This window comes from Streptomyces sp. NPDC050549 (assembly GCF_040655035.1).
Taxonomy (GTDB): Bacteria; Actinomycetota; Actinomycetes; order Streptomycetales; family Streptomycetaceae; genus Streptomyces.
In genome coordinates, this window is sequence record NZ_JBFAJD010000057.1 from 1 (window position 1) to 26,295 (window position 26,295).

A 26,295-nucleotide genomic window follows, 5' to 3' on the forward strand; every position below is an offset into this window, starting at 1 on the left:
AGGATGTCTTGGAGGACAGACCTCTTCTACAGCAGCTCCGCTGCCTCGTTCACCAGCATTGACGAACAACATCCACGCCTAACTGAACGGCGTTGCTTCTAGCCCCCGACCCCGACGCCCTTTATCTGCCTCTTACTTCGCGGACGGCCCATGGAGCTTCCATGGGCCGTCCATGGAGTTTCTATGGAGCGGCAAAGTTCATGGGGTGCGTCTGTTCGCGGTCTCGTCGGTCCGGCTACGTTCTGCCCGTCCTGTCCATGTCATGCACAACGGCATCACAGGACGCCCCAAGTGTCATGCCCATGACGACGTTCAACGCCGCCGCTACGCGCGTCACAGGCCTGCCACCACGCCGAGGAACCCCACTCCAATCGACTCGACGGAGGCAGTACCCCCATGCGTGAGAAGCCCAGACGAAGCCTGCGAAGACTACTGACCGCCGCCATACCCGCCCTCACCCTCAGCGTCTTCGGGCTCGCGGCGGCCTCCCCCGCCGACGCGCGGCCCGCAGCCCAGGCAGTCGTCCAGTCCGCCCAGGTCTCCAAGGTCACCCAGAACGCCAAGGCCCTGACCGCCCCCGCGGCCCAGGCCGTCCACTCGACCGGCAAGGCCGGCCAGAAGGTACCGACCGAGCACCTGTGCGCGACCGCGGCCCCCGGTTCGGCGGCCTGTTTCGCCCAGCGCCGCACCGACATCAAGCAGAAACTGGCCTCCGCCGTGCACGCGGACGCCGCAGCCGCGGTCTCCGGGCTGAGCCCGGCCAACCTGCACAGCGCGTACGCCCTGCCTTCCACCGGCGGTTCCGGCATGACGGTCGCCGTGGTCGACGCGTACAACGACCCCAACGCGGCCTCGGACCTGGCCACTTACCGCTCCAACTTCGGCCTGTCGGCCTGCACCGTGGCCAGCGGCTGCTTCAAGCAGGTCAGCCAGACCGGCTCGACCACCTCGCTGCCGACCAACGACACCGGCTGGGCGGGCGAGGAAGCGCTCGACATCGACATGGTCAGCGCGGTCTGCCCGAACTGCAACATCATCCTGGTCGAGGCCAGTTCCGCGACCGACTCGGACCTCGGCACCGCCGAGAACGAGGCCGTCGCCCTGGGCGCGAAGTTCGTCTCCAACAGCTGGGGCGGCTCCGAGTCCTCCTCGCAGACCAGCGAGGACACCTCGTACTTCAAGCACCCGGGTGTCGCGATCACCGTCTCCTCCGGTGACTCCGCCTACGGTGCCGAGTACCCGGCAACGTCCCAGTACGTGACCGCAGTCGGCGGCACGGCTCTCTCCACCTCCTCCAACACCCGCGGCTGGACCGAGTCCGTCTGGAAGACCAGCAGCACCGAGGGCACCGGCTCCGGCTGCTCGGCGTACGACGCGAAGCCGAGCTGGCAGACCGACACGGGCTGCACCAAGCGCATGGAGGCCGACGTCTCCGCCGTCGCCGACCCCGCCACCGGCGTGGCCGTCTACGACACCTACGGCGGCTCGGGCTGGGCGGTCTACGGCGGCACCAGCGCCTCGTCCCCGATCATCGCGGGCGTCTACGCGCTGGCCGGCACCCCGGGCTCCAGCGACTACCCGGCGAAGTACCCCTACTCCAACACCAGCAACCTGTACGACGTGACGAGCGGCAACAACGGCTCCTGCTCGACCTCGTACTTCTGCACCGCGGGCACCGGCTACGACGGCCCGACCGGCTGGGGCACCCCCGACGGCACCGCCGCCTTCACCGCCGGCACCACGACCGGCAACACGGTGACCGTCACCAACCCGGGCAGCCAGTCCACCGCGACCGGTTCCACGGCCAGCCTGCAGATCTCGGCCTCGGACAGCGCGGGCGCGACCCTCACCTACAGCGCGAGCGGGCTGCCGACCGGCCTGTCGATCAGCAGCTCGACCGGTCTGATCTCCGGCACCGCGTCCACCGCCGGCACCTACGCCGTGACGGTGACCGCGACCGACTCCACCGGCGCCTCCGGTTCGGCCTCCTTCACCTGGACGGTCAGCACCTCCGGCGGCGGCTCCTGCACCTCGTCCCAGCTCCTGGGCAACGCGGGCTTCGAGTCGGGCAGCACGACCTGGACCGCGAGCAGCGGGGTCATCACCAACTCCAGCAGTGAGGCCGCGCACGCGGGCTCGTACTACGCGTGGCTCGACGGCTACGGCTCGACCCACACCGACACCCTGTCCCAGTCGGTGACGATCCCGTCCGGCTGCACCGCCACGACCTTCACCTTCTACCTGCACGTCGACACGGCGGAGACCAGCACCAGCACGGCTTACGACAAGCTGACGGTCACCGCCGGATCGACCACCCTGGCCACCTACTCCAACCTCAACGCGGCGAGCGGATACGTCGCGAAGTCCTTCAGCCTGTCGGCCTTCGCCGGCACCACCGTGACCCTGAAGTTCAGCGGAGTCGAGGACTCCTCCCTCCAGACCAGCTTCGTAGTCGACGACACCGCCGTCACCACCGGCTGACCTCCTCATGAGCTGAGCCCCGGCCGTCTCGCAGCGGCCGGGGCTCTGTCATGTGCTCGCATGCGATGTCCGCGAGTGTCATGTCCACGAATACTTCACTTCTCGCGGCGGATCCGGATGCGTCCGTGACACGTCAAAGGGGCAAGGAGGCCCTCCATGCGTCGATCCATCCTCGCTCCGTCCCTCGCCGTCGCCACCCTGGCACTCGCCCTCACGGGCTGCGGCGGCACGAAGTCCGACACGGGCAGCGACAGCGTGTCGCCGTCCTCGTCCCCCACACCGAGCAAGAGCAGGTCGGCCTGCACTGCGAAGGAGACCCTCGCCGCCGCCGACGACAACGGCACGTTCTGTCTGACGACCGGCAGCACGGTCCGGATCCTGCTGGACGGGACGGCATCGCGGCCGTGGGCCCAGGTCAAGACCGCCGGCACCGGCCTGGAGGCCACCAACAGCGGGATCCTGATCCGGCCCGGCGACGCGAGCAACGCGTTCAAGGCGGTCTCGGCCGGGACCGTGAAGCTCACGTCGTCCCGGCCGCTGTGTGCGACCGCCCCGCACAAGATCTCCTGCAAGGGCATTCAGGAGTGGTCGGTCACCGTCGTGGTGACGAAGTCATGATCCGGTGAGCGGTCCGGATCTGACGGTCGATGCGCCGGTCGTGCGCGATGCCGAGCAGCGACGGGAAGGCCACGGCGACGAGGATGCCGAGGACGGTCAGTAGGGCGATGAGGTTGTCCATGGCTGCGTTCATAGACACCAGTGTCACGGCTTACACTCCTTACCGTGAGTGGCAGAACTGCCGTACACCCTCGATTTACTGCCACTTCCGGCGCACACTGGCAGCATGCTGAAAAACGTGGCCGTGGTCCTGCTCGACGGAGTCCACCCCTTCGAACTCGGCGTCGTCTGCGAGGTGTTCGGCCTCGACCGCAGCGACGAGGGCCTGCCGGTCTACGACTTCGCGGTCGCCTCGGCCGAGGGGCTGACGCTCGCCACCCACGCGGGCTTCTCGCTGGCAGTCCAGCACGGTCTTGAGCGACTGGAGTGCGCGGACCTGATCGCCGTACCGGCCGGTGCGGCCTATGCGGCGCGGGAGTACCCGGAGGAGCTGCTCGACGCGCTGCGGCGGGCGGTGGACCGGGGCGCCCGGGTGCTCAGCGTCTGCTCGGGTGTGTTCGTGCTGGCCGCCGCCGGGCTGCTGGACGGGCGGCGGTGCGCGGTGCACTGGCATCACGCCGAGCTGCTGGCCCGGCGGTATCCGAAGATCGTCGTGGAGCCGGACGTGCTGTACGTCGACGCGGACCCGGTGATCACCTCGGCGGGCACCGCGGCCGGTATCGACGCCTGTCTGCACATCGTGCGCAAGGAGCAGGGTCCCGAGGTCGCCAACACCATCGCCCGGCGGATGGTCGTACCGCCGCACCGCGACGGGGGTCAGGCCCAGTACATCGAGCGGCCGCTGCCGCGCTCGCAGTGCGACACGGTGGGCGAGGTGCTGGTGTGGATGGCGGAGAACCTCGACCAGGAGGTCACCGTCGAACAGCTCGCCGCCCGCGCCCACATGTCGCCGCGCACTTTCGCCCGCCGCTTCCAGCAGGAGACCGGGACCACGCCCTACCGCTGGATCCTGCGGCAACGGGTGCTGCTGGCCCAGCAGTTGCTGGAGGGGACGGACGAGACGATGGACGAGATCGCCTGGCGCACCGGCTTCGGCACCGCGCCCGCCCTGCGCCACCAGTTCGTCCGCGCCCTGGGCACCACCCCGAACGCCTACCGACGCACGTTCAGGGGCCCGGAAGCCGCCTGAACGCACGCCTGTCGCCTCACCTGGGGATCGGCCTGAGCATCAGCCGGTGCGGATGGAGGGTGATGCCGACGCGAGTGGTGTCGTAGGAGCCGGACACCAGCTCGAAGCGGTACTTCGCCGCCACCGCCGCCGTGAACAGGCTCAGCAGGGCCATCGAGAAGTGGTCGCTGGGACACTTCCGGTTGCCCACGCTGAACGGGCTCATGGCGAACTTCGGTACGTCCTTGGACCGTTCCGGAAGCCAGCGGTCGGGGTCGAACTCCTCGTTGCGCGCATACGAACGCGGGTCGCGCTGGATCGCGTAGGGACTGTAGATGATGTCGGCCCCGGCCGGAATCCGATAGCCGCCCAGTTCGGTGTCCGCGACCGCCCGCCGCGTCAATACCCATACGGCGGGCCACAGGCGCAACGTCTCGACGAGGACATTGTTCGTGTGGGTGAGCGCGCGAACGTCGTCGAATGCCACCGGGCGTCCGCCCGTCACGGATTCAACTTCTGCGCATACCTTGTCGGTGTGTTCCGGGTGTTCGGTCAGGACTTGGAGCAGCGACATGATCGTGGATGCCACGGTTTCACTTCCGGGGGTGAGGATCGCGACGACCTGGTCGTGGATCTCCTGTTCCCCGATCGGCTCGCCATTCTCGTCGGTCGCCTCCAGCAGCGCCGTCAGCAAATCGTCCGGCTTTTGACCGGATGCCCGGCGTTCGGCGACGATCTCGTCGACGAGGAGATGCAAATCGGCCAGCGCCCGGTCGAATTCGCGGTTGGCCGGAAGGGGCAGCCGGTAGAGCGGTCCGGCCGGGACCACCATCCGCCGGTACATGCCCCGGAAGACCGTGGCGAGGGCGGCGCACAGCCGCTCGGCGCGCTCGTCCATGAAGTCGCCGCGCAGCAGACAGCGGGCCGCGATCCGCACGGCGACCCGGAAGGCCTCGGAGGTGCAGTCGATCGTCCCGCCGTGCTGCCAGCGCTCGGTGAGCGCGTGCACCTCCTCCTCTATGACCGGCCCGTAGCCGGGTATCGCGTCGAGCCGGAACGCGGGCTGGATGATGCGCCGTTGGCGCCGGTGGGTGGGCCCGTTGGCGGTGGCCACCCCCTCCTTGCCGAGCAGTCCCTCCAGGGACTCCCACAGCGGGCCCGCGATGATGTAGTCGGGGCTCAGCGCGACGGCCCCGGTGAGGGCCGGCGCGGTGACGGCGTACACCGTCTTGGGGCCGAGGCGGAGTCGTACGACGTCGCCGTGGTCGCGGAGTTGGGCCATGAAGGCCAGCGGGTCGCGGACCAGCTTCCAGCCGTGGCCGAGAAGCGGGACTCCGCCGCCCGCCACGGGCGGCTCAAGCAGTTCCGGTACCTCGGATGGAGCGGGCTTCACAGACTCGACGGTCATTTCTCACCTGCCGCTTCGTTGTTGACGTACGGGGGTGTGGACCGGTCGTCCCAGCTGTCGACCATGTAGCGGCCGGACTCGTGGTGGAACCAGTAGACGGAACTGAACCAGTTCCGCATATTGCCGAGACAGGACCGTACGGCGGCGCCCAGTTCCATTCCCCGTACGGTTCCGTCGTCGAGCCGGTCGGCAAGACGTAAGGTCTCCTGTTCCGCGACGAGGAAATCAGAAATGCATTCCTCGACCCGACGCCTCACTTCGGCGACCGCGTCCTCAAGGGTCAGTCCCTCGTGTTTGATGAGACTGATTCCGAGATTGTGGACCTCGTCGCCCGCTATTTCCTTCGGCAGGGAGCAGAGGTCGTTGTACCAGGCGGCGAATTCCTGACTGAGCAGTGCCGCCCGCCGATATGCCGGGTGTTTCCTTATGCTGTCCGGGAGTTCGCACCCCGCACTGGTCTCCAGCAGATCCGTCCAGATCCAGTGCGCGAAGGTGAGCCGGCGCAGTGCGAGGTATTCCTCTACCGTGGGAATGGTCCCTTCGGAGCGGTTGCGGAATTCCCGGTCGTAGGCCTCGATCACGGCGTGGAAGTGCCGGGCGAACCGCGCGTTCCAGGTGACGGGGAGGAACGAGTAGATCCGCATCATGCAGTCTGCGAACCCGGCGACCAGGGGATCCGGGTGAAGCAGGTGGTGGCGTGGCGAGTCCAGTGCGGCGTGCAAGCGGAACCGCAGCCGCCGCCAGGCGTCGGGCCGGCCGTACACGAGGTCCCGGTCATGGCGGTCGTCCCAGACGAAGAACCATGCGCTGTAGTCCGCTATCGCCTGGAGCACCTCGTCCGGTGCGCCCAAGTAGTACCCGGCCATCAAGTCCGTGTAGCAAAGACCGTCGGCATATTCACGTACCTTGTCCGCCGGCATCAGACGTTTTTCCAGCAGCCAGACGCGTGTCTTCTCCTGGAGCCTCGGCCAATACGGGTGCAGTCGCCGGGGAAACGCCGCCTCGATCACCGGAAGAGAGAGCGATGGTGGAACGGCGATCACCGTCGATGCCGTTGTGGTGCTGTGCGAGAAAGCAGGCACGAACAAACCCCTCTCAGCCGCCAGTTGCACACGCCCCTCCCGCTGTGCCGGGCGTGCGCCGTTGCGTATCCCCGCACTTCCCATTCAGCACCACAACTGACCGTTCTGGGAACGGATTTGCTCCCTTCACTACCCCCAAGTGCCGAGAATCCATCCTTGTGTGACTGGTTCTGGATCACTACGAGAGCGAAGACGATCGAATGTGCGACGGACATGCGATCGGCGCCTGGTCAGGGAGTTGCACCTGAACAGACGCCGTACGTAAGGGGGTTGTGATCGTCCCTGGGACTCAGTCGTTGGCGACCACGGGGTAGCGGGGCTCGTTCTCGGCCATCTGCCGCAGTGCGTCCTTGCGGTCGCGCTTGGAGAGCCGGTCGATGTAGAGGTACCCGTAGAGGTGGTCGGTCTCGTGCTGCAAACACCGAGCGAAGTAGCCGGTGCCGCGGACCTTGATCGGGTTGCCCCGCTCGTCCTGCCCGGTCACCTCGGCGTAGTCGGGCCGCGCGAGCGGCGCGTACGCGGTCGGCACGGACAGACAGCCCTCGTTGCTCTCGTCCAGATGCCGCTTGTCGGCGGGCAGATCGACCGGCTTCGGATTGCAGACGACACCGACGTGCCGCTTGCCCTCGTCGTCCTGGCAGTCGTAGACGAAGACCTTCAGCCCGACGCCGATCTGGTTGGCGGCGAGGCCGACGCCCTCGGCGGTGCGCTGCGAGGCGAACATGTCCGCCACCAGCGTCTCCAGCTCCGCACCGAACTCGGTGACGTCCGCGCACTCCTTGTGCAGCACCGGATTCCCGACGACCGTGATCGCCCGCGAGGTCCCCCGCTCCCGCCAGGCCGCCTCACGCTCCTCGGTCCCCTCGGTGTCGACGACAAACCCCTCGCCGTCCACGGGAAGCACGCCCACGTGCTGCTGATCGGTGTCCTGCTGCGCCATGACGGACGTAAGCCTTCCTAGGTAAAACGGGGGGGAGATGTTGCAGCTACAGGGTACGTGGATGCTTTTGGGCGCGCGGGGCTGTACATATATGCGGCTCCGCGTGGGCGCGACCAGCCACAGCGGACCCGCAGCGACCCACCGGCCTCAGCAGACCTCTTCCAAATCCCGCCAGTCCCGAGAGTCAGGGCTGTCGGCGACCCACCCGTCCAACAACCCCCGAACCAGCGAAGCCGGCGCAGCCAACCCGCACTCCCGCTCCGGCACCCACAACTGCCCATCGGTCCGATGCCCCAGCGGCCCAGGATGCCCGGGCTCACTGTGATCGTGCGGATCAAGATGTTCCCCGTCACCCTCGTCCGACGGCATCCGGGACTCCGAACACATCCGGCACAGCAACCGCACCGAAGACGACCAGTCCTCCGCCGCGAACCCCGCATCGGCAGCCAACTGCTCCAACGCGTCCCGGTCCGCCTCCGCGGCAGCCTCCAGCAGCACCACCCACGTCGGCACGGGCGACGGCGCCCACAGCTCGATCTCGTCGAACACGGGGTAGGAGTGCCCGGCGGCAGTGGTCCGCTCACCGTGCGGCACTCCGTCGTGCAGGACGACCTCGCCCCAGCGCCGCCCGGACGAGGGAAGCGGAATGGACAGCACCTCGATCCGCGCCGGATCCAGCCGCCGCCCCCACACCACCTCGGCCTCCCCCTCGGGAGACAGCCGTACGGCCGCGCTGCCGAGGTCCATGCCCGCCGGTTCGCCCGCCGCGGTGACCCCGCCCGGCACCCGCAGCCCGTACGCCTGCCAGGCCCGCCGGGCCAGCGGCCAGTCCTGGAGGGCGGTGGCCGCGATGCCCACGTTCCACCAGTCGGGTGCGCCGGCCTCCCGCTCCAGCAGCGCTACGGCGCGGAGCCCGGCCGCCCTGGCCTGCTCCCAGTCGTGCCGGAACTTGTGCAGCAGGGCGAGGTTGAACCAGGACTCGGACAGCCAGGGTTCCAGATCGGCGGCACGTGTCAGCAGCGCGCCCGCGTCCTCGTAGCGACCGTCGCCGATCAGCGTGAACGCGCGGTCCGTGGCCTGCCGCCAAGAGGCGGAGGGCCGGTGCCGTCCCTTGCCGAAGATCCTCACGATTCCCGCCTGCCAGTTCCGTTCGTTGGGCTGGCTCTGCCCCCGGACACCCACTTCTTCGCATCCAACCACGTACGGCTGGGAGGGCGCTCATTACCCATGGGTTACCCAGCCAAGGGCAAGGTCAGACAGCCCCGGGAGAGCACCCGGGCCAGCGCTTCCACGACCTCGGGAGCGTAGTCCCCGGCGGTCCCGAGGCGCAGCTCCTCCAACGCCTGGAGGGGCCCGCCGGGGCCTCCTGCCCGGGTTTTCTCCTCGTACGCGTTGACGGCCCGGACGATCCGCGCGGAGACCGGCTGCTCCCGGCACGGGTCGGCCTGCCGCTCCACGACGGCCGCCACCTGCGGGCTCACCCCGGTCTGCCGTACGACGGCGCCGCCGAGCAGTGCTATCCGCCGCTGCTCGGCCACGGGGAGTACGGCGGTGGCGCCGGCCGGTACCGGGTCGACGAGGCTGAGCTGGCCGATGTCGTGCATCAGGGCTGCGTACTCCAGGACGGTGAGGTCGGGCTCGGACAGTCCCATGTCCCGCCCGACCGCCTGACAGAGCGCGGCGACCCGGCGGGCGTGCCCGGCCGGGGTGTACCCGGCGATCTCGGTGGAGCGGGCGAGGGAGGTGATGGTCTGCCGGTAGGTGTCCCGCACGGCCGCGTACCGCCGGAAGGACAGCTGGGTCAGCAGGAGCGGCACGGAGAAGACGGGCAGCGCCCACAGCCCCACGACGGCGACCGCGAGCGCCATCACCGCGCCGGTCGCGCAGACGGCGGACCCGATGCCGAGCATGCCGCGCAGCTCGTCGCGGAGCAGCGGGCCGAAGGGCCAGCGGGTGCGGGAGTGGGCGAGCGCGGCGGCGAGCACGGCGTCGCAGAGGGCGGTGAGAGAGAGGAGCGCGAGCAGCAGCAGGGCGTAGGCGGGGCCGCCCCAGTGCCCGAACACCCCCTGGTTGTACAGGGGTTGGAAGCAGACGGCGGCGAAGCCGACGGTCAGTACGCGGCGCGCCAGGTGGTCGGGGGTGCGGCTCCGGCCGCGCGCGATGTGCGGCACGCAGCCGACGAGGGAGGCGGCCACGACCACGGTGACGACCTGGAAGGCGCCGTGGTGGGTGGGCTGTCCGGCATCGGCGCCGAGCAGTGCGTAGGAGAGGGCGCCGGCGGCGCCGAGCGGGGCGGTCTCCCGGAGCCCGAGCCCGGTCGTCCCGCTCCACCGGCTCAACTCCCCCACGGCGACGAGCACTCCGAAGGCGAGGGCGACTCCGCGCTCTTCGAGGCCGGTCCAGAGGGTGACGGCGAGGGAGGTGGTGGCGAGGAGGGCGGCGGAGGTGTGGATGAGGGTGAGGGGCAGGGGGTTTCGGCGCGGCGTCATCGGCGTACTCCCGGCCGGCTCGGGACCGGCGCGGGCGGCGGCACGAGGTCTGCGGGCTCGTCCGCGGTCACGGCGGGCCGCCAGCCGTACTTGCCGAGGGCCAGCATCAGCGCGGCCACCATGCGCGGATCGAACTGCGCCCCCGCACACCGCTCCAGCTCCGCCAGAGCGGCCGGCACCGGCCGGGCCCGCCGGTAGGACCGGGTGGACGTCATCGCGTCGAAGGCGTCGGCCACGGCGACCACCCTCGCGGACTCCGGGATCTGGCTGCCCAGCAGCCCGTACGGGTACCCGCTGCCGTCCAGCCGTTCATGGTGGTGCAGGACGGCCGCACGGGCCTCCCCGAGAAAGCCGATACCCCGCACGATCTCGTGCCCGTACTCGGGATGCAGTTCGATCACCCGCCGCTCCTCGGGGGTGAGCGGCCCGTCCTTGCGCAGCAGGCGCGTGGGAACGCCCAACTTCCCCACGTCGTGCAGGATCCCGGCGAAGCGCAGCACTTCCACGCGGGAGTCGTCCATGCCCAGTTCCCGCGCGATCATCATCGAGGCCTGTCCGACCCGCTCGCTGTGCCCGCGGGTGTATCCGTCCTTGATGTCGACGGCCTGGACGAGCGCGCGGATGGTGGCCTGGTGGGCGGCGTGTTCCCGGTGGTACTGGGCGAACACCCACCAGGACACCCCCATCGGCAGCAGCACGAGCAGTGCGGCGACCGGGCCGTAGGGGCTGCGCCACAGGACGGCCATCATCAGCCCGGCGAGCCCGTGCACGCCGATGGGCGCCAGGGACCGCAGGAACAGGCCGCGCCAGGCCCGTCGTACGGGCATTCGCTCGGCCAGCGCGAGGATTCCGCCGTCGAGGGCGGTCAGGACCAGGCAGAAGGCGAGGACGGCGGCGAGGGCGGGCAGCAGGGCGTACGGGAAGTCGGAGGCGACGACCGCGTTCCGGCCGCCCAGCGCCCAGTGCACGCTTCCCGCCGCCCACACGGCGAGCGCGAGCTGCGCGGCCCGCCAGCTCCGCCGCAGCCAGGGCGAGCCCTGCTCGACGAGGGAGAACAGCGCGCCCGGCAGCGGTACGAGCGCCGCGGCGGGCGGCGGCAGGAGGAAGGCCGCGGCGAGCAGCACCGGGTAGAAGGTGCCCGCGAACCGGCGGCGGGCGATCTGCTCGCAGCCCGCGTAGAGGGCCGCCAACAGCACGACCGCCCACCAGGGTGCGTGGACGGTCGGCAGCGGGAGCAGGCAGAACAGCGCCCCGAGGACGGCACAGACCACGTACGCACGTGCCCGTGCCGGTGTCGCCTCCATGGCTGACGCCCTTCCCCCCGACCATGCCTGTCCAGGCCGAGGAGCCTAGGGCGACCAGAGGGAAGGTGCGGGCGTATCACCCGCGGATTAGCACATTCGAGTGACGACAGTCCGTTCAGGACTCCTGTGGAGAAGCCGCCACATCATGCTCGGGCACGACCTGCCCCGACCGGATCATCTCCAGGCGTCCCATCACCTTGGAGCGGAGGTCCGTCGGCACGTCGTCCTGCCCGCAGCACCGCTTCACGAGCTTCTTCACGGCCTTCTCCAGGCCGTACTTCTCCAGGCACGGCGAGCACTCCTCGAAGTGCACCTCGAACTTGGTGCAGTCCGCGTCCGGCATCTCCCGGTCCAGGAACTCGTAGAGATGCGCCAGGACTTCACTGCAGTCCGTCTCGTGATGGTCACCGCAGCTCATGAGCCCGAGCCTTTCGCTTCGTTCGACTCCCCGGCACCGGCCGGGACCAGTCCGCGGTCACGCGCGTAGTCCTCGAGCATGCCACGCAGTTGACGGCGGCCCCGGTGCAGCCGGGACATCACCGTACCGATGGGTGTCCCCATGATGTCCGCGATCTCCTTGTACGCAAAGCCCTCTACGTCCGCGAGATACACGGCGATGCGGAATTCCTCCGGGATGGCCTGGAGGGCTTCCTTCACATCCGAGTCGGGCAGATGGTCGAGCGCCTGCGACTCGGCGGAGCGCAGACCGGTCGACATGTGCGACTCGGCACGCGCGAGCTGCCAGTCCTCGATCTCCTCGGCCGCGGAGCGCTGGGGCTCGCGCTGCTTCTTGCGGTACGAGTTGATGAACGTGTTGGTGAGGATCCGATACAGCCACGCCTTGAGGTTGGTGCCCTCACGGAACTGGTGGAAGGACGCGTACGCCTTGGCATACGTCTCCTGCACCAGGTCCTCGGCGTCGGCCGGGTTGCGGGTCATACGCAGCGCGGCCGAGTACATCTGGTCGAGGAATTCGAGCGCGTCCCGTTCGAAGCGCGCACTGCGCTCCGCCGTGGACTCCGTGCTCGTGCCCTGGCCCTCGGGCTGCTCCGCCTGGCCGTGTTCGGTCCCTGCGTCGGTACCGGGAACCGGACCCACCTCCTCAAGATTCCGGGCAGCACCGAAGCCGATGCCACCAGAATCGGAGGATAGACGACGATCCGGTCCGTCCGCCGCCCCAATAGGGGTGGCCTTGGTCGCGTGCAGCACCGACCAGTCCAGGTCGGAGCGGCTGCTACGGGCCCCATCAGACTCTGCCGGGCGAAGCCCGTCCACGGGGTGGTGGCGGGAGACGGGTGGGCAGAAGGTCGAACCCATGCGGCGGACTTCCTTTCTACGACTGTCTACGTCCGCCACAACAGTGGTAAGGGTCCCGGCATTCCCGCCCCTACCCGAGTGTTCGAGTCCACTCCACCACGCGCCCCGTGATGATCTCCAGGGCCTGTTCCTGGCCGATCTCCGCCCGCTTCGGCACCGCGAACCCATGATCGCCGTACGGCACTTCGACCAGTTCGAAGGCGCCCTCGGGGAACTCGGCGGGCTTCCCGAAGGGGTCGTTGCCGCCCTGCACGACGAGCGTGGGCACCCCGGCCCCGAGCAGCTCGTCGGCCCGCGACTTCTCCGGCCTGCCGGGCGGATGCAGCGGAAAGCTCAGGGCGAGGACGGCGGCGGCGCCCAGCTCCGTCGCCGTACGACAGGCCACGCGCGCTCCGGCGCTACGGCCCCCGGAGACCACTGGCAGACCGGGCTCGGCGACGGCCGGCCAGATTCCCCGCCACCCCACGTCCAGCGTCTTCGGCGCGGGCGCCACCTTCTTTCCGGCCACCCGCCACGGCTGCTCGACCAGCGCGACGGTCACACCGTGCTCGGGGAGGACGGTCGCGAGGGCCTGAAGATCCCGCGCCTCGATGCCACCGCCGGCCCCATGACTGACGGCCAGCACGAGCCGCGCCTTCTTCGCCCTGTGCCAGGTGATGCGGGCGGTACCCGCCTCGGTCTCGATGATCTCGCTCACATCAGAAGAGTGTGCCTTCTTCCGGGCCTTCCAGTTCCTTCAGCAGCTCCGGTCCGTTGTTGCGGACATTGCTGACGGCCGTGGACACCGGGTAGGCGCGCATCAGTCCGGCGGGCGGCGGAGCGAGCAGCTCGCGCAGGTCGTCGGGGTCGGTGCGGGAGGGGTCGAGCCAGGCGTCCCAGCGGTCCGGGGTGAGCATCAGGGGCATCCGGGGGTGGATGTCGGCGAGCGCGTGCGGTCCGTCGGCGGGGGCGACCGCGAGCGGGGTCGTCTCCGCCTCGGTCGTGATCACCGAGCAGGTGACCCACCAGGCCAGCGGATGGTCGTCGGGCAGCGTCCGGTCCCGCCAGAACTCGTACAGCCCGGCCATCGCGAACACCGACCCGTCGGCGGGAAGCACGAAGTACGGCTGCTTCCGCTGCCGCTTCTTCTTCCCCTCGACCTCCAGCTCGCGCTCGTCCTTGGCGGTGACCCACTCGTAGTAGCCGTCGGCGGGGACGATGCAGCGCCGGGCGGCGAAGGCGCGACGGTAGGACGGCTTCTCGTGCACGGTCTCCGCGCGGGCGTTGATCATCCGGGCGGCGCCCTCGGGGGTCTTCGACCAGCTGGGCACCAGTCCCCACTTCAGCTTGCGCAGCTGGCGAACCGGCTTCGGGCTGTCCGCGTCCTTAAGTGGACGGTCGAGGACTGCATAGACCTCTTTGGTCGGGGCCACGTTGTAGTCGGGGGCCAGAACCTCCTCGGGCTCCCACTTCTCGATCTCAAAGACTCCTGCGAGATCCTCGGGCCCACGACTCGCTGCATACCGTCCGCACATACGTGCCAGACTGCCAGGCCCGCCCGTCACCCGACCACCACCCCTCAACGATGGCGCTACGCGCCAGCCCCTGTATATCGACACCCACGGGAGCCTCCGCCGCCAATGGACAGCACCGCAATCACCTCGCTCAGCGCCCTCTGGGACGAGGTCTTCGGCAGCCAGCCCGACCCGGACCTGTGGGTGGTGATCGCCACCATGGTCGCCGCGCTGGCCGTGGTGATCCCGCACGGGCTGTGGCGCCTCTCCCGCAACGCCATCACCATCGCCCACGAGGGCGGCCACGGTCTGGTGGCCCTGCTCACCGGCCGCACTCTCACCGGCATCCGCCTGCACTCCGACACCAGCGGCCTCACCGTCAGCCGGGGCAAGCCGCACGGCCTCGGCATGATCCTCACGGCAGCCGCCGGCTACACCGCTCCCCCACTCCTGGGCCTGGGCGGCGCAGCCCTCCTGGGCGCCGGCCACATCACCCTCCTCCTGTGGCTGTCGACCCTCCTCCTGATAGCCATGCTGGTGATGATCCGCAACGCGTACGGCGCCTTGACGGTGATCCTCAGCGGCGCGGCCTTCCTTCTGGTGTCATGGCTGACGGGTCCCCAGGTGCAGGCGGCTTTCGCTTACGCGGTGGTGTGGTTCCTGTTGCTGGGTGGGGTGCGTCCGGCTTTCGAACTCCAGGCGAAGAGGTCGAGGGGTGGGGCGGGCGACTCGGACGCCGACCAACTGGCCCGCTTGACGCATGTACCGGCGGGTCTGTGGCTGTTCCTCTTCCACCTGGTGTCACTGTGCTCGCTGATAGGCGGTGGACGGTGGTTGTTGGAATTGTGACAAGCCCCGAAGGGGCGAGTCAGTGGGGGCGCGGGACTGTATCCATTTGCGGCTCCGCCGCGCGGGCGCGACCAGCCACAACGGCGCCGCACCCGAACGACGGCCTCCTTATACAGTGACCCCATGGCCCCGAACAACGACCAAACCGCTCTCTGGCCCGCCCCCACCGCCGCCGGAGCCGTCGACGCGACGGTCCACGTCCCGGGGTCCAAGTCCGTCACCAACCGCGCCCTCGTCCTCGCCGCCCTCGCCAGCGAACCGGGCTGGCTCCGCCGCCCCCTCCGCTCCCGCGACACCCTCCTGATGGCAGCCGCCCTGCGTGCGATGGGCGTGGGCATCGAGGAGGGCGTAGGCGCAGAAAAGGGCTCCGGCGAGTTCTGGCGGGTCATCCCGTCGGGCCTGCACGGCCCGGCCACGGTGGATGTCGGCAACGCGGGCACTGTGATGCGCTTCCTCCCCCCCGTCGCCGCGCTGGCCGACGGCCCCATCCGCTTCGACGGCGACCCGAGGTCGTACGAGCGCCCCCTGAACGGTGTGATCGACGCCCTGCGGGTGCTCGGTGCCCGGATCGACGACGACGGCCGGGGTGCGCTGCCGCTGACCGTGCACGGCGGGGGCGCGCTGGACGGCGGACCGGTGGAGATCGACGCCTCGTCCTCGTCGCAGTTCGTGAGCGCGCTCCTGCTCTCCGGACCCCGCTTCAACCAGGGCGTCGAGGTCCGCCACATCGGCTCCTCGCTGCCGTCCATGCCGCACATCCGGATGACGGTGGACATGCTGCGCGCGGTGGGCGCCCAGGTGGACACCCCGGAGTCGGGCGGCGAGCCCAACGTCTGGCGGGTGACCCCGGGCGCGCTGCTGGGCCGGGACCTGACCATCGAGCCGGATCTGTCGAACGCGCAGCCGTTCCTCGCGGCGGCGCTGGTGGCCGGCGGCAAGGTGGTCGTGCCCGACTGGCCTGCGCGGACCACACAGCCCGGTGACCGGCTGCGGGAGATCTTCACCGAGATGGGTGGTTCCTGCGAACTCACCGAGTACGGGCTGGAGTTCACCGGTTCGGGTGCGATCCACGGTATCGATGTGGACCTGGGCGAGGTCGGCGAACTGACCCCCGGCATCGCGGCCGTGGCCGCCCTCGCGGACTCGCCGTCCACGCTCCGGGGCGTCTCCCACCTCCGGCTGCACGAGACGGACCGGCTGGCCGCGCTCACCAAGGAGATCAACGAGCTGGGCGGCGATGTGACCGAGACCGCCGACGGTCTGCACATCCGCCCGCGCCGCCTGCACGGCGGGATCTTCCACACCTACGAGGACCACCGCATGGCCACCGCGGGCGCCGTCATCGGCCTCGCGGTCGAGGGCGTGCAGATCGAGAACGTGGCGACCACCGCGAAAACCCTCCCGGACTTCCCCGACCTGTGGACCGGGATGCTCGGGAGCGATGGGGCGTAGGGGACACACGCCATGCGCCGCTACGGCAAGAACACCGACGAGGACGACATCCGCCAGCGCCCGAACCGCAAGGGCAACCGGCCGCGCACGAACATCCGCCCCAAGCACGAGGAGGCGGTCGAGGGCATGGTCGTCACCGTCGACCGGGGCCGCCTGACCTGTCTGGTCGAGGACCGGGTCGTGATGGCGGTCAAGGCCCGCGAACTGGGCCGGAAGGCGGCGGTGGTCGGCGACCGCGTCGGCATCATCGGCGACCTGTCCGGCGACAAGGACACCCTCGCCCGCATCATCCGCATCGAGCCGCGTACCTCGGTGCTGCGCCGCACGGCCGACGACGACGACCCGTACGAGCGCGTGGTCGTCGCCAACGCCGACCGACTCGCCATCGTCACCGCCCTCGCCGACCCCGAGCCGCGCCCCCGCCTCATCGACCGCTGTCTGGTCGCGGCCTACGACGGCGGCCTCGACCCGCTGCTCGTCCTGACCAAGTCGGACCTCGCGTCACCCGACGAACTCCTGGAGCTGTACGGCGCGTTGGGCGTCCCGTACGTCGTCACGAGCCGCGAGGAACTGGAGAACGGCAGTGCGGTGGAGCGGGTCCGCAAGCAACTGGACGGCAAGATCACCGCGTTCGTCGGGCACTCCGGCGTCGGCAAGACGACCCTCGTCAACGCGCTGGTCTCGCTGGAGCGACGGCGCAGCACCGGCATCGTCAACGCCGTCACCGGGCGCGGCCGGCACACCACGACCTCGGCGCGCATGATCCCGTTGCCCGACGACTCCGGCTGGGTCGTCGACACCCCCGGTGTCCGTTCCTTCGGCCTGCACCACGTGGACCCGTCCCGGGTCATCAAGGCCTTCCCCGACCTGGAGCCCGGCACGGTCGACTGCCCTCGCGCGTGCAGCCACGACGAGCCGGACTGCGCCCTGGACCAGTGGGTGGCCGACGGCCACGCCGACCCCCAGCGGCTCTATTCGCTACGGCGACTGCTGGCCACCCGGGAGCGGACCGAGGGCGACTGATCACCGGCTGACCACCGCGTGTTTGTGGGGACTCAGGTTCGGTAAGTGCATAATCGCACCGAGCCGGGCAAACGGGAGGACAGCACATGGCGTGGCTGCTGGTTGTCGTGGCCGGAATTCTGGAGACCGGGTTCGCCGTGTGCCTGAAGCTGTCCCACGGCTTCACGCGCCTGTGGCCGACGGTCGCCTTCTGCACCTTCGCCCTGGGCAGCTTCGGCCTGCTCACCCTCTCCCTGAAGAAGCTCGACGTCGGCCCCGCGTACGCCGTGTGGACCGGCATCGGCGCGGCCGGCACCGCGATCTACGGCATGGTCTTCCTCGGCGACCTGGTGTCCACCCTGAAGATCGTGTCGATCAGCTTCGTCATCATCGGGGTCATCGGACTCCAGCTGTCCGGTTCCGCCCACTGACTTCCTAGGTGATCAGGGCCCGGTGGGCCGGGGCCAGCGCGCTGCGCACCAGTTCGCCCACGCCGCCCTCACCCGGTGGCGCCGCCACGCAGGACAGGGCGAGGCGTACGACGAGTTCGCAGGAGCGGGCCAGGTCGGCGGTGTCCGGCCGAGCCGCTCCGGGGCCGGCCAGCGCGGCCACGGCACGGTCTCGGACGACGGCCACGAAGTCGCCGGGCGAGGGCAGCGGTCCGTCCGCCCGGCGCTGTGCCGGTACGGCGGAGGAGGACGGCACCGCGGACAGCGTCGGCGAGGGCAGCCGTTCGCTCCAGCAGCCGGTGAGCATGGCCCGCACCAGAGCGTTCTCGCGGGCCGCCGACGTGGTCCACTCGGCGGTCGCGGTCAGTCGCTCGCGGGCGTCGGCATGCGCGCCGAGGGCCCGGTCGACGCCGACGAGATAGCCGTCGGCCTCCCTTCTGACCAGCGCCCGCGCGAGCCCCTCCTTGCTGCCGAACTCGTTGTACAGCGTCTGCCGGGACACTCCGGCCGCGGCGGCCACGTCCACCATCCGTACGGTGGACCACGGCCTGCGTGCCAGCGCCGTATAGGCGGCGTCCAACAGGGATTCCCGCGCTGCAGGCATCATTCGCCTCCCGGGGACGAGCGGCTCTGCGCCCAGATTTGACGCGCACGGGAGCACTGTCAAGGGTTCACGACGGCGCCGGGGGGCGCACTTCGGCCAATGCGCGCGGGAGTTGAGGGGAGAGTGCCGCCCGGGGGAAGGACGCCACGCCCCCGCGACGGTCCCACCTCCCGTTCCGCCCACCGGACCCTGTAGCCCCGCGCCGACCCCTGAAGATACGGTTCACGCATGGCCGACTATCACGATGACCTGCGCCTCGCCCACGTCCTCGCGGACGCCGCCGACGCCGCGACGACCGCCCGGTTCAAGGCGCTCGATCTCAAGGTCGAGACCAAGCCGGACATGACTCCGGTCAGCGAGGCGGACAAGGCCGCCGAGGAACTCATCCGCGGCCATCTGCAGCGCGCCCGCCCGCGCGACGCGGTCATCGGCGAGGAGTACGGCGTCGAGGGCACCGGTCCCCGCCGCTGGGTGATCGACCCGATCGACGGCACCAAGAACTACGTACGCGGAGTCCCGGTGTGGGCCACGCTGATCTCCCTGACGGAGGCGGCGGAGGGCGGTTACCAGCCGGTCGTGGGCCTGGTCTCCGCGCCCGCGCTGGGCCGCCGCTGGTGGGCGGCGAAGGGCCACGGCGCCTACACCGGACGCAGCCTGTCCTCCGCGTCCCGGCTGCGCGTCTCCCAGGTCTCGAAGCTGGCGGACGCGTCCTTCGCGTACTCCTCGCTCACCGGCTGGGAGGACCAGGGCCGCCTCGGCGGCTTCCTGGACCTGACCCGCGAGGTGTGGCGCACGCGCGCGTACGGCGACTTCTGGCCGTACATGATGGTCGCCGAGGGCTCGGTCGACATCTGCGCCGAACCCGAACTCTCCCTCTGGGACATGGCCGCCAACGCGATCATCGTCACCGAGGCCGGCGGCACCTTCACGGGCCTCGACGGCCGCCCGGGCCCGCACAGCGGCAACGCGGCGGCGTCGAACGGCATCCTGCACGACGAGTTCCTGGGGTATCTCAACATGCGCTACTGAGCACAACGGGACGCCCGCACAAGCCCCCAACCGGCCGCGCGCGCCCTCTTGTTGACCCGTGCTTTACCTGCGACTCTGAGAGTCCCCCCACTTGTGAACTTGTGAATCCGGTAACTAGCGGACCAGGGCCGGGCGACCACCGGTCCCCAGGTCCGTGAACCGATCCGGATTCCCTAGGAGGTGGCCTCATCCCATGCTGGTCCGCGACGCCATGAGCACGGTGGTTCTCACCATCGGCCCCGCCCACACCCTCCGCCAGGCAGCCGCCCTGATGTCCTCGCGCCATGTCGGCGCCGCCGTGGTCCTCGATCCGGACGCCGGCGGCATCGGCATCCTCACCGAACGGGACATCCTCAACTCGCTCGGCAAGGGCCAGAACCCGGACACCGAGCGCGCCCACGCCCACACCACCACCGACGTCGTGTTCGCCACCCCGGCCTGGACACTGGAGGACGCGGCGAGCGCCATGGCCCACGGCGGCTTCCGTCACCTCGTCGTCCTCGACCGCGCCGAGCCCGCCGGCATCGTCTCGGTGCGCGACATCATCCGCTGCTGGGCACCCGCACGCCAGCAGGTGCCGGCCTGACAGCCACCCGGCAACTAGTTGGATCCAGTCCAAGTCCGGCAGCCCTCCAAAGTCACACCTATTCGGAAACTGGTCACGTTGCTGTTAGGCTGGCCTGCATGAGTGACCTTCTGGAGCGGCTGCGCGGACGCGGATGGCGGATGACCGCACAGCGGCGCGTCGTGGCCGAAGTGCTCGACGGCGACCACGTCCACCTGACCGCCGACGAGGTCCACTCCCGCGCCGTGGCCAAGCTCCCGGAGATCTCCCGGGCGACGGTCTACAACACGCTGGGCGAGCTGGTCTCCCTCGGCGAGGTCCTCGAAGTGGCCACGGACAAGCGCGCCAAGCGCTACGACCCGAACGCGCACAGCCCGCACCACCACCTGGTCTGCGCCAACTGCGGCCAGATCCGCGACGTCCACCCGGGCGGCAACCCCCTCGCCGACCTCCCCGACTCGGAGCGCTTCGGCTTCACGGTCTCGGACGTCGAGGTGACGTACCGCGGACTGTGCCCCAACTGCGCGAGCGCGTAGCAAGTCCCCACACCGGCCCCGGCATCCGTTCGACACGGACGCCGGGGCTTTGTGCTGCCTACAGCCTTCCCGAATCTGACGGTCCGTCATATCGTCGTGCGGCACTCCCCACCCCCCGTCCTCACACCCGTACCGAACTCCGCGAGGAGCAACCGTGGGAGACCTGCACCCAAAACTCCACGCCACCCGACTGACCCGCACCTTCGGCCGCGCCCCGCACCAGATCCACGCCCTCGGCCCGCTCGAACTCACCGTCGCCCCCGGCGAGTTCGTCTGCCTGGTCGGCCCGTCCGGCTGCGGAAAGTCCACCCTGCTGCGCATCGCCGCGGGTCTGCTGCGCCCCAGCGCGGGCACCCTGGAGATCCGCACGTCCAGCCCGCGCCCGGCGGCCATGATCTTCCAGGACTACGGCATCTACGACTGGAAGTCGGTCCGCGCCAACGTCCGTTTCGGCCTGGACGTCCAGCGCGTCCCGCGCCGTGAGGCCAACGCCCGCGCCGACGAGTGGCTGGCCCGCCTGGGCCTCGCCGACTTCACGCAGGCCTATCCCGCGACCCTCTCCGGCGGCATGCGCCAGCGGGTCGCCATCGCCCGCGCACTCGCCGTAGAGCCCGAACTCCTGCTGATGGACGAGCCGTTCGCCGCCCTGGACGCCCAGCTCCGCACGATCCTCCAGGACGAACTCCTCGGCCTCACCCAGGCGTTGCACACCACCACCCTCTTCATCACGCACAGCCTGGAGGAAGCGCTCGTGCTCGGGGACCGCGTGCTGGTGATGTCCGCACGCCCGGGCCGGATCATCGCCGAACACCGTCCCCCGTTCCCGCGTCCGCGCACCGGCGACATCCGCGACACCCCCGAATTCACCGCCCTGAAGAGCGAGTTGTGGGAACTGCTGCGGAAGGAGGCGGTACCCGCATGACGACCGTCGCCCCCGACCGCGAGGACTGGGTCCTGGTCCGCCGCCCCGGCCAGCAGGAACTCCGTCCCGTACGCACCCACCGCCACCGGCGCGCACTGGAACTGTCCCTCGCCGTGGCCGTACCGCTCGCCCTGGTCCTGTGGTGGCAACTGGCCGCCGCCCAGGGCTGGATCGACCCCCGCGTCTACCCGGCCCCCTCCACGATCCTCTCCGACGGCTGGGACCGGGCCACCGCCGGCGAGCTGTGGCCGGACGTGTGGGCCACCACCCGGCGAGTCCTGGGCGGCTACGCGATCGGCACGGCGACCGGCTACGCCCTGGGCCTGCTGATGGGTTCCCTCCCGCTCGTCCGGGCCGCGCTGGAACCGCTGTTGGACGCCCTGTACGTCGTACCGAAACTGGCCCTGCTGCCCATCTTCCTGAACATGTTCGGCCTGGGCGAGGGCCCCCAACTGGCCCTGGTGGCCGCCACGGTCTTCTTCTTCGTGTGGATCTCGACCATGTCGGCGGTCGTCGCCATACCCTCCGGGCATCGTGACGCGGGCCGGGTCTTCGGCGCGACCCCGTGGCAGATGTTCCGCCACGTCCTCCTCCCCGCCTCCCTCCCGGCGGTCCTGGTCGGCGCGCGCATCGCGGCGGGTGTGGCCGTGCTGGTCATCGTCGCCTCGGAACAGATCGCCGCGACGAACGGCCTGGGCCATCTGATCTTCGACTCCCGCGCGCTGTTCCAGAACGACGTGATGTTCGTGGGCATCGTGTGCGTCGCGGTCCTCGGGGTCGTCTTCTCCGAACTGGTGCGGCTGGCGGGCCGGTTGCTCACACCCTGGGCACCGCGGGACCGAGGACGGGGGCAGTCGTGAGACGGCGTGCGTACGGTGTGTCGGTCGTCGTGGCGGCGGTGCTGGCGTCGGCGGGCTGTTCGTCCAAGTACGCGGACGACTCCGGGAGTTCGGGCACGGCGGCCGTCGGCAACCGCTCGGTCGAGCCGGTGGACGGCTGCGGCAAGTCCTCCTGGACGGACCCGGCGGACCTCTCCCCCACCCGCACCCCGGCCCGCTGCCGACCGGGCACCCCCGCCCCACAGCTCCTCCCCAAGACGCGGAAGGTGACGATCGCGACGGGGACGCTCAGCGCGGAGTACGTGGCCCCACTCGAAGTCGCCCTGGACAAGGGCGAGTTCAAGAAGGAGGGCCTGGACGTCACACTCAAGGTGCTCCCGACCCCGGACGCGCTTCCCCTTCTCGCAAAGGGGGACATCGACGCGATGTGGGCGGCCCCGGAGGCGGCCGTCATGAACGGCGTCGAGGGCGGCTTCGACATCAAGTGGGTCGCCGGGAACTTCTCGCCCGACCCCAAGTCGAAGAGCGGTCTGTGGGTGAAGCTGAAGAAGGGCGAGGCGGCGGCGGACGTCCGGATGGCGGGCCGCAGGATGGGCACGATGATCGGCAAGGGATCGGTGATCGCGTACCCCATGGAGAAGGCACTCGCGATCCACGGCGGCGGCCTCGACAAGATCCAGTACCAGCAGCTCGGTTCGGCCGACGTCCTCACCGCCCTCCAGAACGGCGGCGTCGACTCCGCGTGGCTCCTGGACCCCGTCTGGCGCAAGGTCGACGGCAACCCCGCCTACGCCTTCCTGGGCGGCCAGCCCCTCGGCGAGCCCCTGGGCGGCATGCTGTACGGCCGCAGCCTCCTGCACGACGACGTGGACGCCGGGGTGGCCCTCCTCCGCGCCTACATCCGCACGGTGAACACGTACTTCGCGGGCGACTACAAAAGCGACCCCAGTTTCGTCACGTATCTCGCGAAGCTCCTGAAGACCGACGAGGCGGTCCTGAAGTCGACCCCGTCGCTCCTGATGGACTGGGAGATCCGCGCGGGCACGACAACGCGCTTGCAGGCCGCGTACAAGGCGGCGGGGGTGTCCAAGGGGGCAGCACTTCCGGAGTCACGGACCGTGGACCGTTCGCTGTACGAGGAGGCGGTGGGCCACCAGCCGTAGAAACACCGAGGGCCGGAACCCTCTCGGATTCCGGCCCTCGGCCTTCAGTAGCGGGGACAGGATTTGAACCTGCGACCTCTGGGTTATGAGCCCAGCGAGCTACCGAGCTGCTCCACCCCGCGTCGGTAAACACGACACTACGTCAGCCGTACCGAGAGAAGCAAATCACTTATCGCCCCAGGTCAGCCGCACTCACTTCGTCCGGCGTTCACTTTCCACCCCAGGCCGGCATCCTCCAGCCCGTCCGGCGTTTGAGGATGAGGCGCCGTCCAGGTCGTAGCGGGGGGCTGGGGGCGCAGCGCCCGGGGACGGGACGGGTAGGGGCGGCGGGGGCGAAAGAACACCCCGCCCTACGCCGTCAGCTCCTGCCGCAACGCATCCCGCAACCGAGCCGCCCGCTCCGACACCTCCACCGGCCCCAGGGACACGGCCCGATCCGCCCACCGCTGCCCCTCCGCCAGCTCCCCACGACGCGCGTAAACCAACGCCAGCCGCAACGCCGCCCGCCCATGCCCGGCATCCGCAGCCCGAGCCCACCACACCGCCGCCTCCGGCTCACTCCCCTCCCGGGCCAGCAACAGCCCAAGATTGAAAGCCCCGTTGCGCGACCCGGCCTCGGCCGCCTCGCGGTACCACCGGGCCGCCTCGACCACATCCCCGCGCGCGGCGGACAGCATCCCGACGCGCACCTGGGCACGCCGGTGCCCCTGCGAAGCGGCCCGCTCGTACCACTCCTCGCACTCGGTCTTCTCGTGCACCTGCTCACCCAGCTCGTGCGCGGGCGCCGGTGGCCGCCGCGCGTCGAGCACCGAGGCCAGCCGGTACGCCGCCTCCGCGCTCCCCCCGCCGGCGGCGCACCGCAGATGCCGTTCGGCCTCCCGCTCGTCGCCGTCCCGCAGCCGCGCGATGCCGACCTGCAGCGCCGCCTCGGTGTGCCCGGCGGCAGCCGCCCGCTCGTACCAGGGCAGCGCGACGGCCTCCTCGCCGCGCCCGGCGAAGAGGATCCCGAGGTTGAAGGCCGCATCCACGCTCCCGGCCTCCGCGGCCTTGGAGAACCACGGCTCGGCACCGGTCGCGTCGCCGCCCTGGAGCAGCAGCACGGCGAGCGCGTTGGCCGCCTCGCGATGTCCGGCGTAGGCCGCGCGGCGGTACCACTGCTCGGCCTGCGCGGTGCGCGCCTGCTCGGCGCAGAGCAGCCCGAGGTTGTACGCGCCGTTCACGTCACCGGCGTCCATCGCGGCCCGGTACCAGCGTTCGGCGGTCTGTGTCTCGCCGCGCTCGGCGTGCAGCGCGCCCAGCGCGTTGGCCGCGTTGCCGTCGCCGTCCTGGGCTGCGCGCAGCCACCACACGGCGGCGCTCTCGGTGTCGCCGGCGTCGCGCAGCAGGAACCCGAGCGCGCAGGCGGCCCGGGCCTCGCCGTCCTTGGCGGACGTCAGGTACCAGCGCCCGGCCTCCTTTAGCTCGCCCCGCTTCTCCAGGATCGCCCCGAGCTGCAGCGCGGCCCGCTGATGCCCACGCGCGGCGGCCTGGCGGTACCACTGCTCGGCTTCGTTGCCGGGAACAGAGACCGCAGAGCCCGTGGGGAGGCCGGAAGCCGATCCGGCACCACCGTCGGTCGCGTCCGCGCCTGCGCCGGCCCGCTCCCCGTACCGGACCCCGTCCGAGATCTCGTCGCGGCCTGCGGCCCTGTTCCCGCCCCCGATCCCGTTCCCAGCCCCGTACTCGTCCTCGTGCGGCGCCCGCCGATCGAGCGCGCGCGCCAGCCGGTACGCGGCCTCGCGGTGCCCGCGCTCCGCGGCGGACCGCATCCACTGCTCGGCCGCGGCGTCCCCGCGGTGCTCCAGCAGGTCGGCGAGGGCGTACGCGCCGAGCGCGTGGCCCTGCTCGGCGGACTGACGCAGCCAGTACTCGGCGGCTGGTTCGTCGCCGCGCTCGCGGTGGTACCGGCCGAGTGCGTGCGCGGCGGCGGCGGAACCGGCCACGGCGGCGATCCGCCACCACCCGGCGGCCTCGTCGGCGTATCCGCGCTGGTGCAGAAGGACACCCAGGTTGTTGGCCGCGGCCCGGTCGCCCTCGGCGGTGGCGGCACGCAGCAGGGGCTCGGCTCCGTCGAGATCACCGCGGCGCAGCAGCATCGCTCCGAGGACACTCGTCGCCTCGACGTCGCCGGCCTGTGCGGCGAGCCGTGTGCGTGCCTCGTCGACAGCCTCCCCCTCACCGGTCTCGTCCCGGTCGGAAGGCTGCACAAAACGCCCTGTATCCAACAGAGTTGCCTTGTCCCCCATAACGTCCATCGTCGCACCACCTGCAACCTGGGTACACCTGGTATACCGCAGCCAGTGAGGTCTCTACAGCGTTTTGTCGACATGCCCACAGAGAGACAAGCGAAACACGGATTCACCAAGTACCCCGGGCGGCACGGCCGACACCCTCGTCGGCACATGCGTTCGCACAGCGAGAAGGCCCGGATCCTTGAAAGGATCCGGGCCTTCTCGATCAGTAGCGGGGACAGGATTTGAACCTGCGACCTCTGGGTTATGAGCCCAGCGAGCTACCGAGCTGCTCCACCCCGCGCCGTTGTGTTG

At 70.2% G+C, this 26,295-nt stretch carries 26 protein-coding genes and 2 tRNA genes; 13 read left to right on the forward strand and 15 right to left on the reverse strand.

Annotated features, from left to right (window positions below; translation table 11 throughout):
* The first annotated feature begins 396 nt into the window (after positions 1–396).
* Entirely contained in the window at positions 397–2,481 is a 2,085-nt protein-coding gene (locus tag AB0I51_RS43955) for a putative Ig domain-containing protein (RefSeq protein WP_362984412.1), read from the forward strand.
* Positions 2,482–2,637: 156 nt separating this feature from the next.
* Positions 2,638–3,099, forward strand: coding sequence for a hypothetical protein (locus AB0I51_RS43960; RefSeq protein WP_362984414.1), 462 nt, complete (start codon positions 2,638–2,640; stop codon positions 3,097–3,099).
* Here the strand turns inward: AB0I51_RS43960 and AB0I51_RS43965 are convergent.
* Positions 3,074–3,247: a hypothetical protein gene (locus AB0I51_RS43965; protein ID WP_362984416.1), complete on the reverse strand. Its 174-nt coding sequence runs from the start codon at positions 3,245–3,247 to the stop codon at positions 3,074–3,076. The two genes, AB0I51_RS43960 and AB0I51_RS43965, sit on opposite strands and share 26 nt — an antisense overlap.
* Positions 3,248–3,325: 78 nt before the next feature.
* On the opposite strand from AB0I51_RS43965, the gene AB0I51_RS43970 reads away from it, so the two are divergent.
* Positions 3,326–4,288, forward strand: coding sequence for a helix-turn-helix domain-containing protein (locus AB0I51_RS43970; RefSeq protein ID WP_362984418.1), 963 nt, complete (start codon positions 3,326–3,328; stop codon positions 4,286–4,288).
* Between the two features lie 16 nt (positions 4,289–4,304).
* On the opposite strand, the gene AB0I51_RS43975 is transcribed toward AB0I51_RS43970, so the two are convergent.
* From AB0I51_RS43975 to AB0I51_RS44020, 10 genes are all read right to left on the reverse strand, one after another.
* Positions 4,305–5,675 carry a cytochrome P450 gene (locus AB0I51_RS43975; protein WP_362984420.1) on the reverse strand — a complete coding sequence of 457 codons (1,371 nt, stop codon included), beginning with the start codon at positions 5,673–5,675 and terminating at the stop codon, positions 4,305–4,307.
* Positions 5,672–6,757 carry an epi-isozizaene synthase gene (gene cyc1 / locus AB0I51_RS43980; protein WP_362984473.1) on the reverse strand — a complete coding sequence of 362 codons (1,086 nt, stop codon included), beginning with the start codon at positions 6,755–6,757 and terminating at the stop codon, positions 5,672–5,674. The genes AB0I51_RS43975 and cyc1 overlap by 4 nt, the downstream gene beginning before the upstream one ends.
* 289 nt (positions 6,758–7,046) lie before the next feature.
* Positions 7,047–7,697, reverse strand: a complete 651-nt coding sequence (gene def, locus AB0I51_RS43985; RefSeq protein ID WP_362984422.1) for a peptide deformylase — start codon at positions 7,695–7,697, stop codon at positions 7,047–7,049.
* A gap of 147 nt (positions 7,698–7,844) precedes the next feature.
* On the reverse strand, positions 7,845–8,825 hold the full coding sequence (locus AB0I51_RS43990) for a hypothetical protein (RefSeq protein ID WP_019072153.1): 981 nt from the start codon (positions 8,823–8,825) through the stop codon (positions 7,845–7,847).
* A 104-nt stretch (positions 8,826–8,929) separates the two neighbouring features.
* Positions 8,930–10,186 carry an HD domain-containing protein gene (locus AB0I51_RS43995; RefSeq protein WP_362984425.1) on the reverse strand — a complete coding sequence of 419 codons (1,257 nt, stop codon included), beginning with the start codon at positions 10,184–10,186 and terminating at the stop codon, positions 8,930–8,932.
* A complete protein-coding gene (locus tag AB0I51_RS44000) occupies positions 10,183–11,490 on the reverse strand; it encodes an HD-GYP domain-containing protein (protein ID WP_362984427.1) in 1,308 nt (435 codons plus the stop codon). The genes AB0I51_RS43995 and AB0I51_RS44000 overlap by 4 nt, the downstream gene beginning before the upstream one ends.
* Before the next feature lie 115 nt (positions 11,491–11,605).
* Positions 11,606–11,908: a mycothiol system anti-sigma-R factor gene (rsrA, locus tag AB0I51_RS44005; RefSeq protein ID WP_362984429.1), complete on the reverse strand. Its 303-nt coding sequence runs from the start codon at positions 11,906–11,908 to the stop codon at positions 11,606–11,608.
* A complete protein-coding gene (gene sigR / locus AB0I51_RS44010; RefSeq protein WP_019072149.1) occupies positions 11,905–12,588 on the reverse strand; it encodes an RNA polymerase sigma factor SigR in 684 nt (227 codons plus the stop codon). Before sigR ends, rsrA begins: the two co-directional genes overlap by 4 nt.
* A gap of 289 nt (positions 12,589–12,877) precedes the next feature.
* A complete protein-coding gene (locus AB0I51_RS44015; protein WP_362984431.1) occupies positions 12,878–13,504 on the reverse strand; it encodes an alpha/beta family hydrolase in 627 nt (208 codons plus the stop codon).
* A 1-nt stretch (position 13,505) separates the two neighbouring features.
* A complete protein-coding gene (locus AB0I51_RS44020; protein ID WP_362984433.1) occupies positions 13,506–14,321 on the reverse strand; it encodes an SOS response-associated peptidase in 816 nt (271 codons plus the stop codon).
* Between the two features lie 105 nt (positions 14,322–14,426).
* Between AB0I51_RS44020 and AB0I51_RS44025 the strand changes: the two genes are divergently transcribed.
* The 4 genes from AB0I51_RS44025 to AB0I51_RS44040 all read left to right on the forward strand — a co-directional run bounded on the left by AB0I51_RS44025 (position 14,427) and on the right by AB0I51_RS44040 (position 18,034).
* Positions 14,427–15,149 (forward strand): M50 family metallopeptidase, encoded by a 723-nt coding sequence (locus AB0I51_RS44025; protein ID WP_362984435.1) that lies wholly within the window; start codon positions 14,427–14,429, stop codon positions 15,147–15,149.
* Between the two features lie 123 nt (positions 15,150–15,272).
* Positions 15,273–16,601, forward strand: coding sequence for a 3-phosphoshikimate 1-carboxyvinyltransferase (gene aroA, locus AB0I51_RS44030; RefSeq protein ID WP_362984437.1), 1,329 nt, complete (start codon positions 15,273–15,275; stop codon positions 16,599–16,601).
* 12 nt (positions 16,602–16,613) lie between these two features.
* Positions 16,614–17,624 carry a ribosome small subunit-dependent GTPase A gene (rsgA, locus tag AB0I51_RS44035; RefSeq protein ID WP_362984439.1) on the forward strand — a complete coding sequence of 337 codons (1,011 nt, stop codon included), beginning with the start codon at positions 16,614–16,616 and terminating at the stop codon, positions 17,622–17,624.
* Positions 17,625–17,710: 86 nt separating this feature from the next.
* The gene (locus AB0I51_RS44040) at positions 17,711–18,034 is read left to right on the forward strand and encodes a multidrug efflux SMR transporter (RefSeq protein WP_093629046.1); all 324 of its coding nucleotides are present in this window, start codon (positions 17,711–17,713) and stop codon (positions 18,032–18,034) included.
* A 4-nt stretch (positions 18,035–18,038) separates the two neighbouring features.
* Here AB0I51_RS44040 and AB0I51_RS44045 read toward each other — a convergent pair whose 3' ends face one another.
* Complete coding sequence (locus AB0I51_RS44045) at positions 18,039–18,659, reverse strand: TetR/AcrR family transcriptional regulator (RefSeq protein WP_362984441.1); 621 nt, start codon at positions 18,657–18,659, stop codon at positions 18,039–18,041.
* A gap of 225 nt (positions 18,660–18,884) precedes the next feature.
* Here AB0I51_RS44045 and hisN point away from each other — a divergent pair, with 225 nt between their 5' ends.
* The 6 genes from hisN to AB0I51_RS44075 all read left to right on the forward strand — a co-directional run bounded on the left by hisN (position 18,885) and on the right by AB0I51_RS44075 (position 23,710).
* On the forward strand, positions 18,885–19,685 hold the full coding sequence (gene hisN, locus AB0I51_RS44050) for a histidinol-phosphatase (protein ID WP_317884661.1): 801 nt from the start codon (positions 18,885–18,887) through the stop codon (positions 19,683–19,685).
* Between the two features lie 193 nt (positions 19,686–19,878).
* Complete coding sequence (locus AB0I51_RS44055; RefSeq protein ID WP_362984443.1) at positions 19,879–20,271, forward strand: CBS domain-containing protein; 393 nt, start codon at positions 19,879–19,881, stop codon at positions 20,269–20,271.
* Between the two features lie 98 nt (positions 20,272–20,369).
* Positions 20,370–20,786, forward strand: coding sequence for a Fur family transcriptional regulator (locus AB0I51_RS44060; RefSeq protein ID WP_200689012.1), 417 nt, complete (start codon positions 20,370–20,372; stop codon positions 20,784–20,786).
* A gap of 154 nt (positions 20,787–20,940) precedes the next feature.
* On the forward strand, positions 20,941–21,708 hold the full coding sequence (locus tag AB0I51_RS44065; RefSeq protein WP_362984445.1) for an ABC transporter ATP-binding protein: 768 nt from the start codon (positions 20,941–20,943) through the stop codon (positions 21,706–21,708).
* A complete protein-coding gene (locus AB0I51_RS44070; RefSeq protein ID WP_362984447.1) occupies positions 21,705–22,568 on the forward strand; it encodes an ABC transporter permease in 864 nt (287 codons plus the stop codon). The genes AB0I51_RS44065 and AB0I51_RS44070 overlap by 4 nt, the downstream gene beginning before the upstream one ends.
* On the forward strand, positions 22,565–23,710 hold the full coding sequence (locus AB0I51_RS44075; RefSeq protein ID WP_362984449.1) for an ABC transporter substrate-binding protein: 1,146 nt from the start codon (positions 22,565–22,567) through the stop codon (positions 23,708–23,710). The genes AB0I51_RS44070 and AB0I51_RS44075 overlap by 4 nt, the downstream gene beginning before the upstream one ends.
* Before the next feature lie 48 nt (positions 23,711–23,758).
* On the opposite strand, the gene AB0I51_RS44080 is transcribed toward AB0I51_RS44075, so the two are convergent.
* From AB0I51_RS44080 to AB0I51_RS44090, 3 genes are all read right to left on the reverse strand, one after another.
* Positions 23,759–23,832 (reverse strand) — tRNA-Met (locus AB0I51_RS44080).
* 228 nt (positions 23,833–24,060) lie between these two features.
* Positions 24,061–26,004 carry a sel1 repeat family protein gene (locus AB0I51_RS44085; RefSeq protein ID WP_362984451.1) on the reverse strand — a complete coding sequence of 648 codons (1,944 nt, stop codon included), beginning with the start codon at positions 26,002–26,004 and terminating at the stop codon, positions 24,061–24,063.
* 206 nt (positions 26,005–26,210) lie between these two features.
* Positions 26,211–26,284: transfer RNA gene (locus AB0I51_RS44090), tRNA-Met, on the reverse strand.
* Between the last annotated feature and the right edge of the window lie 11 nt (positions 26,285–26,295).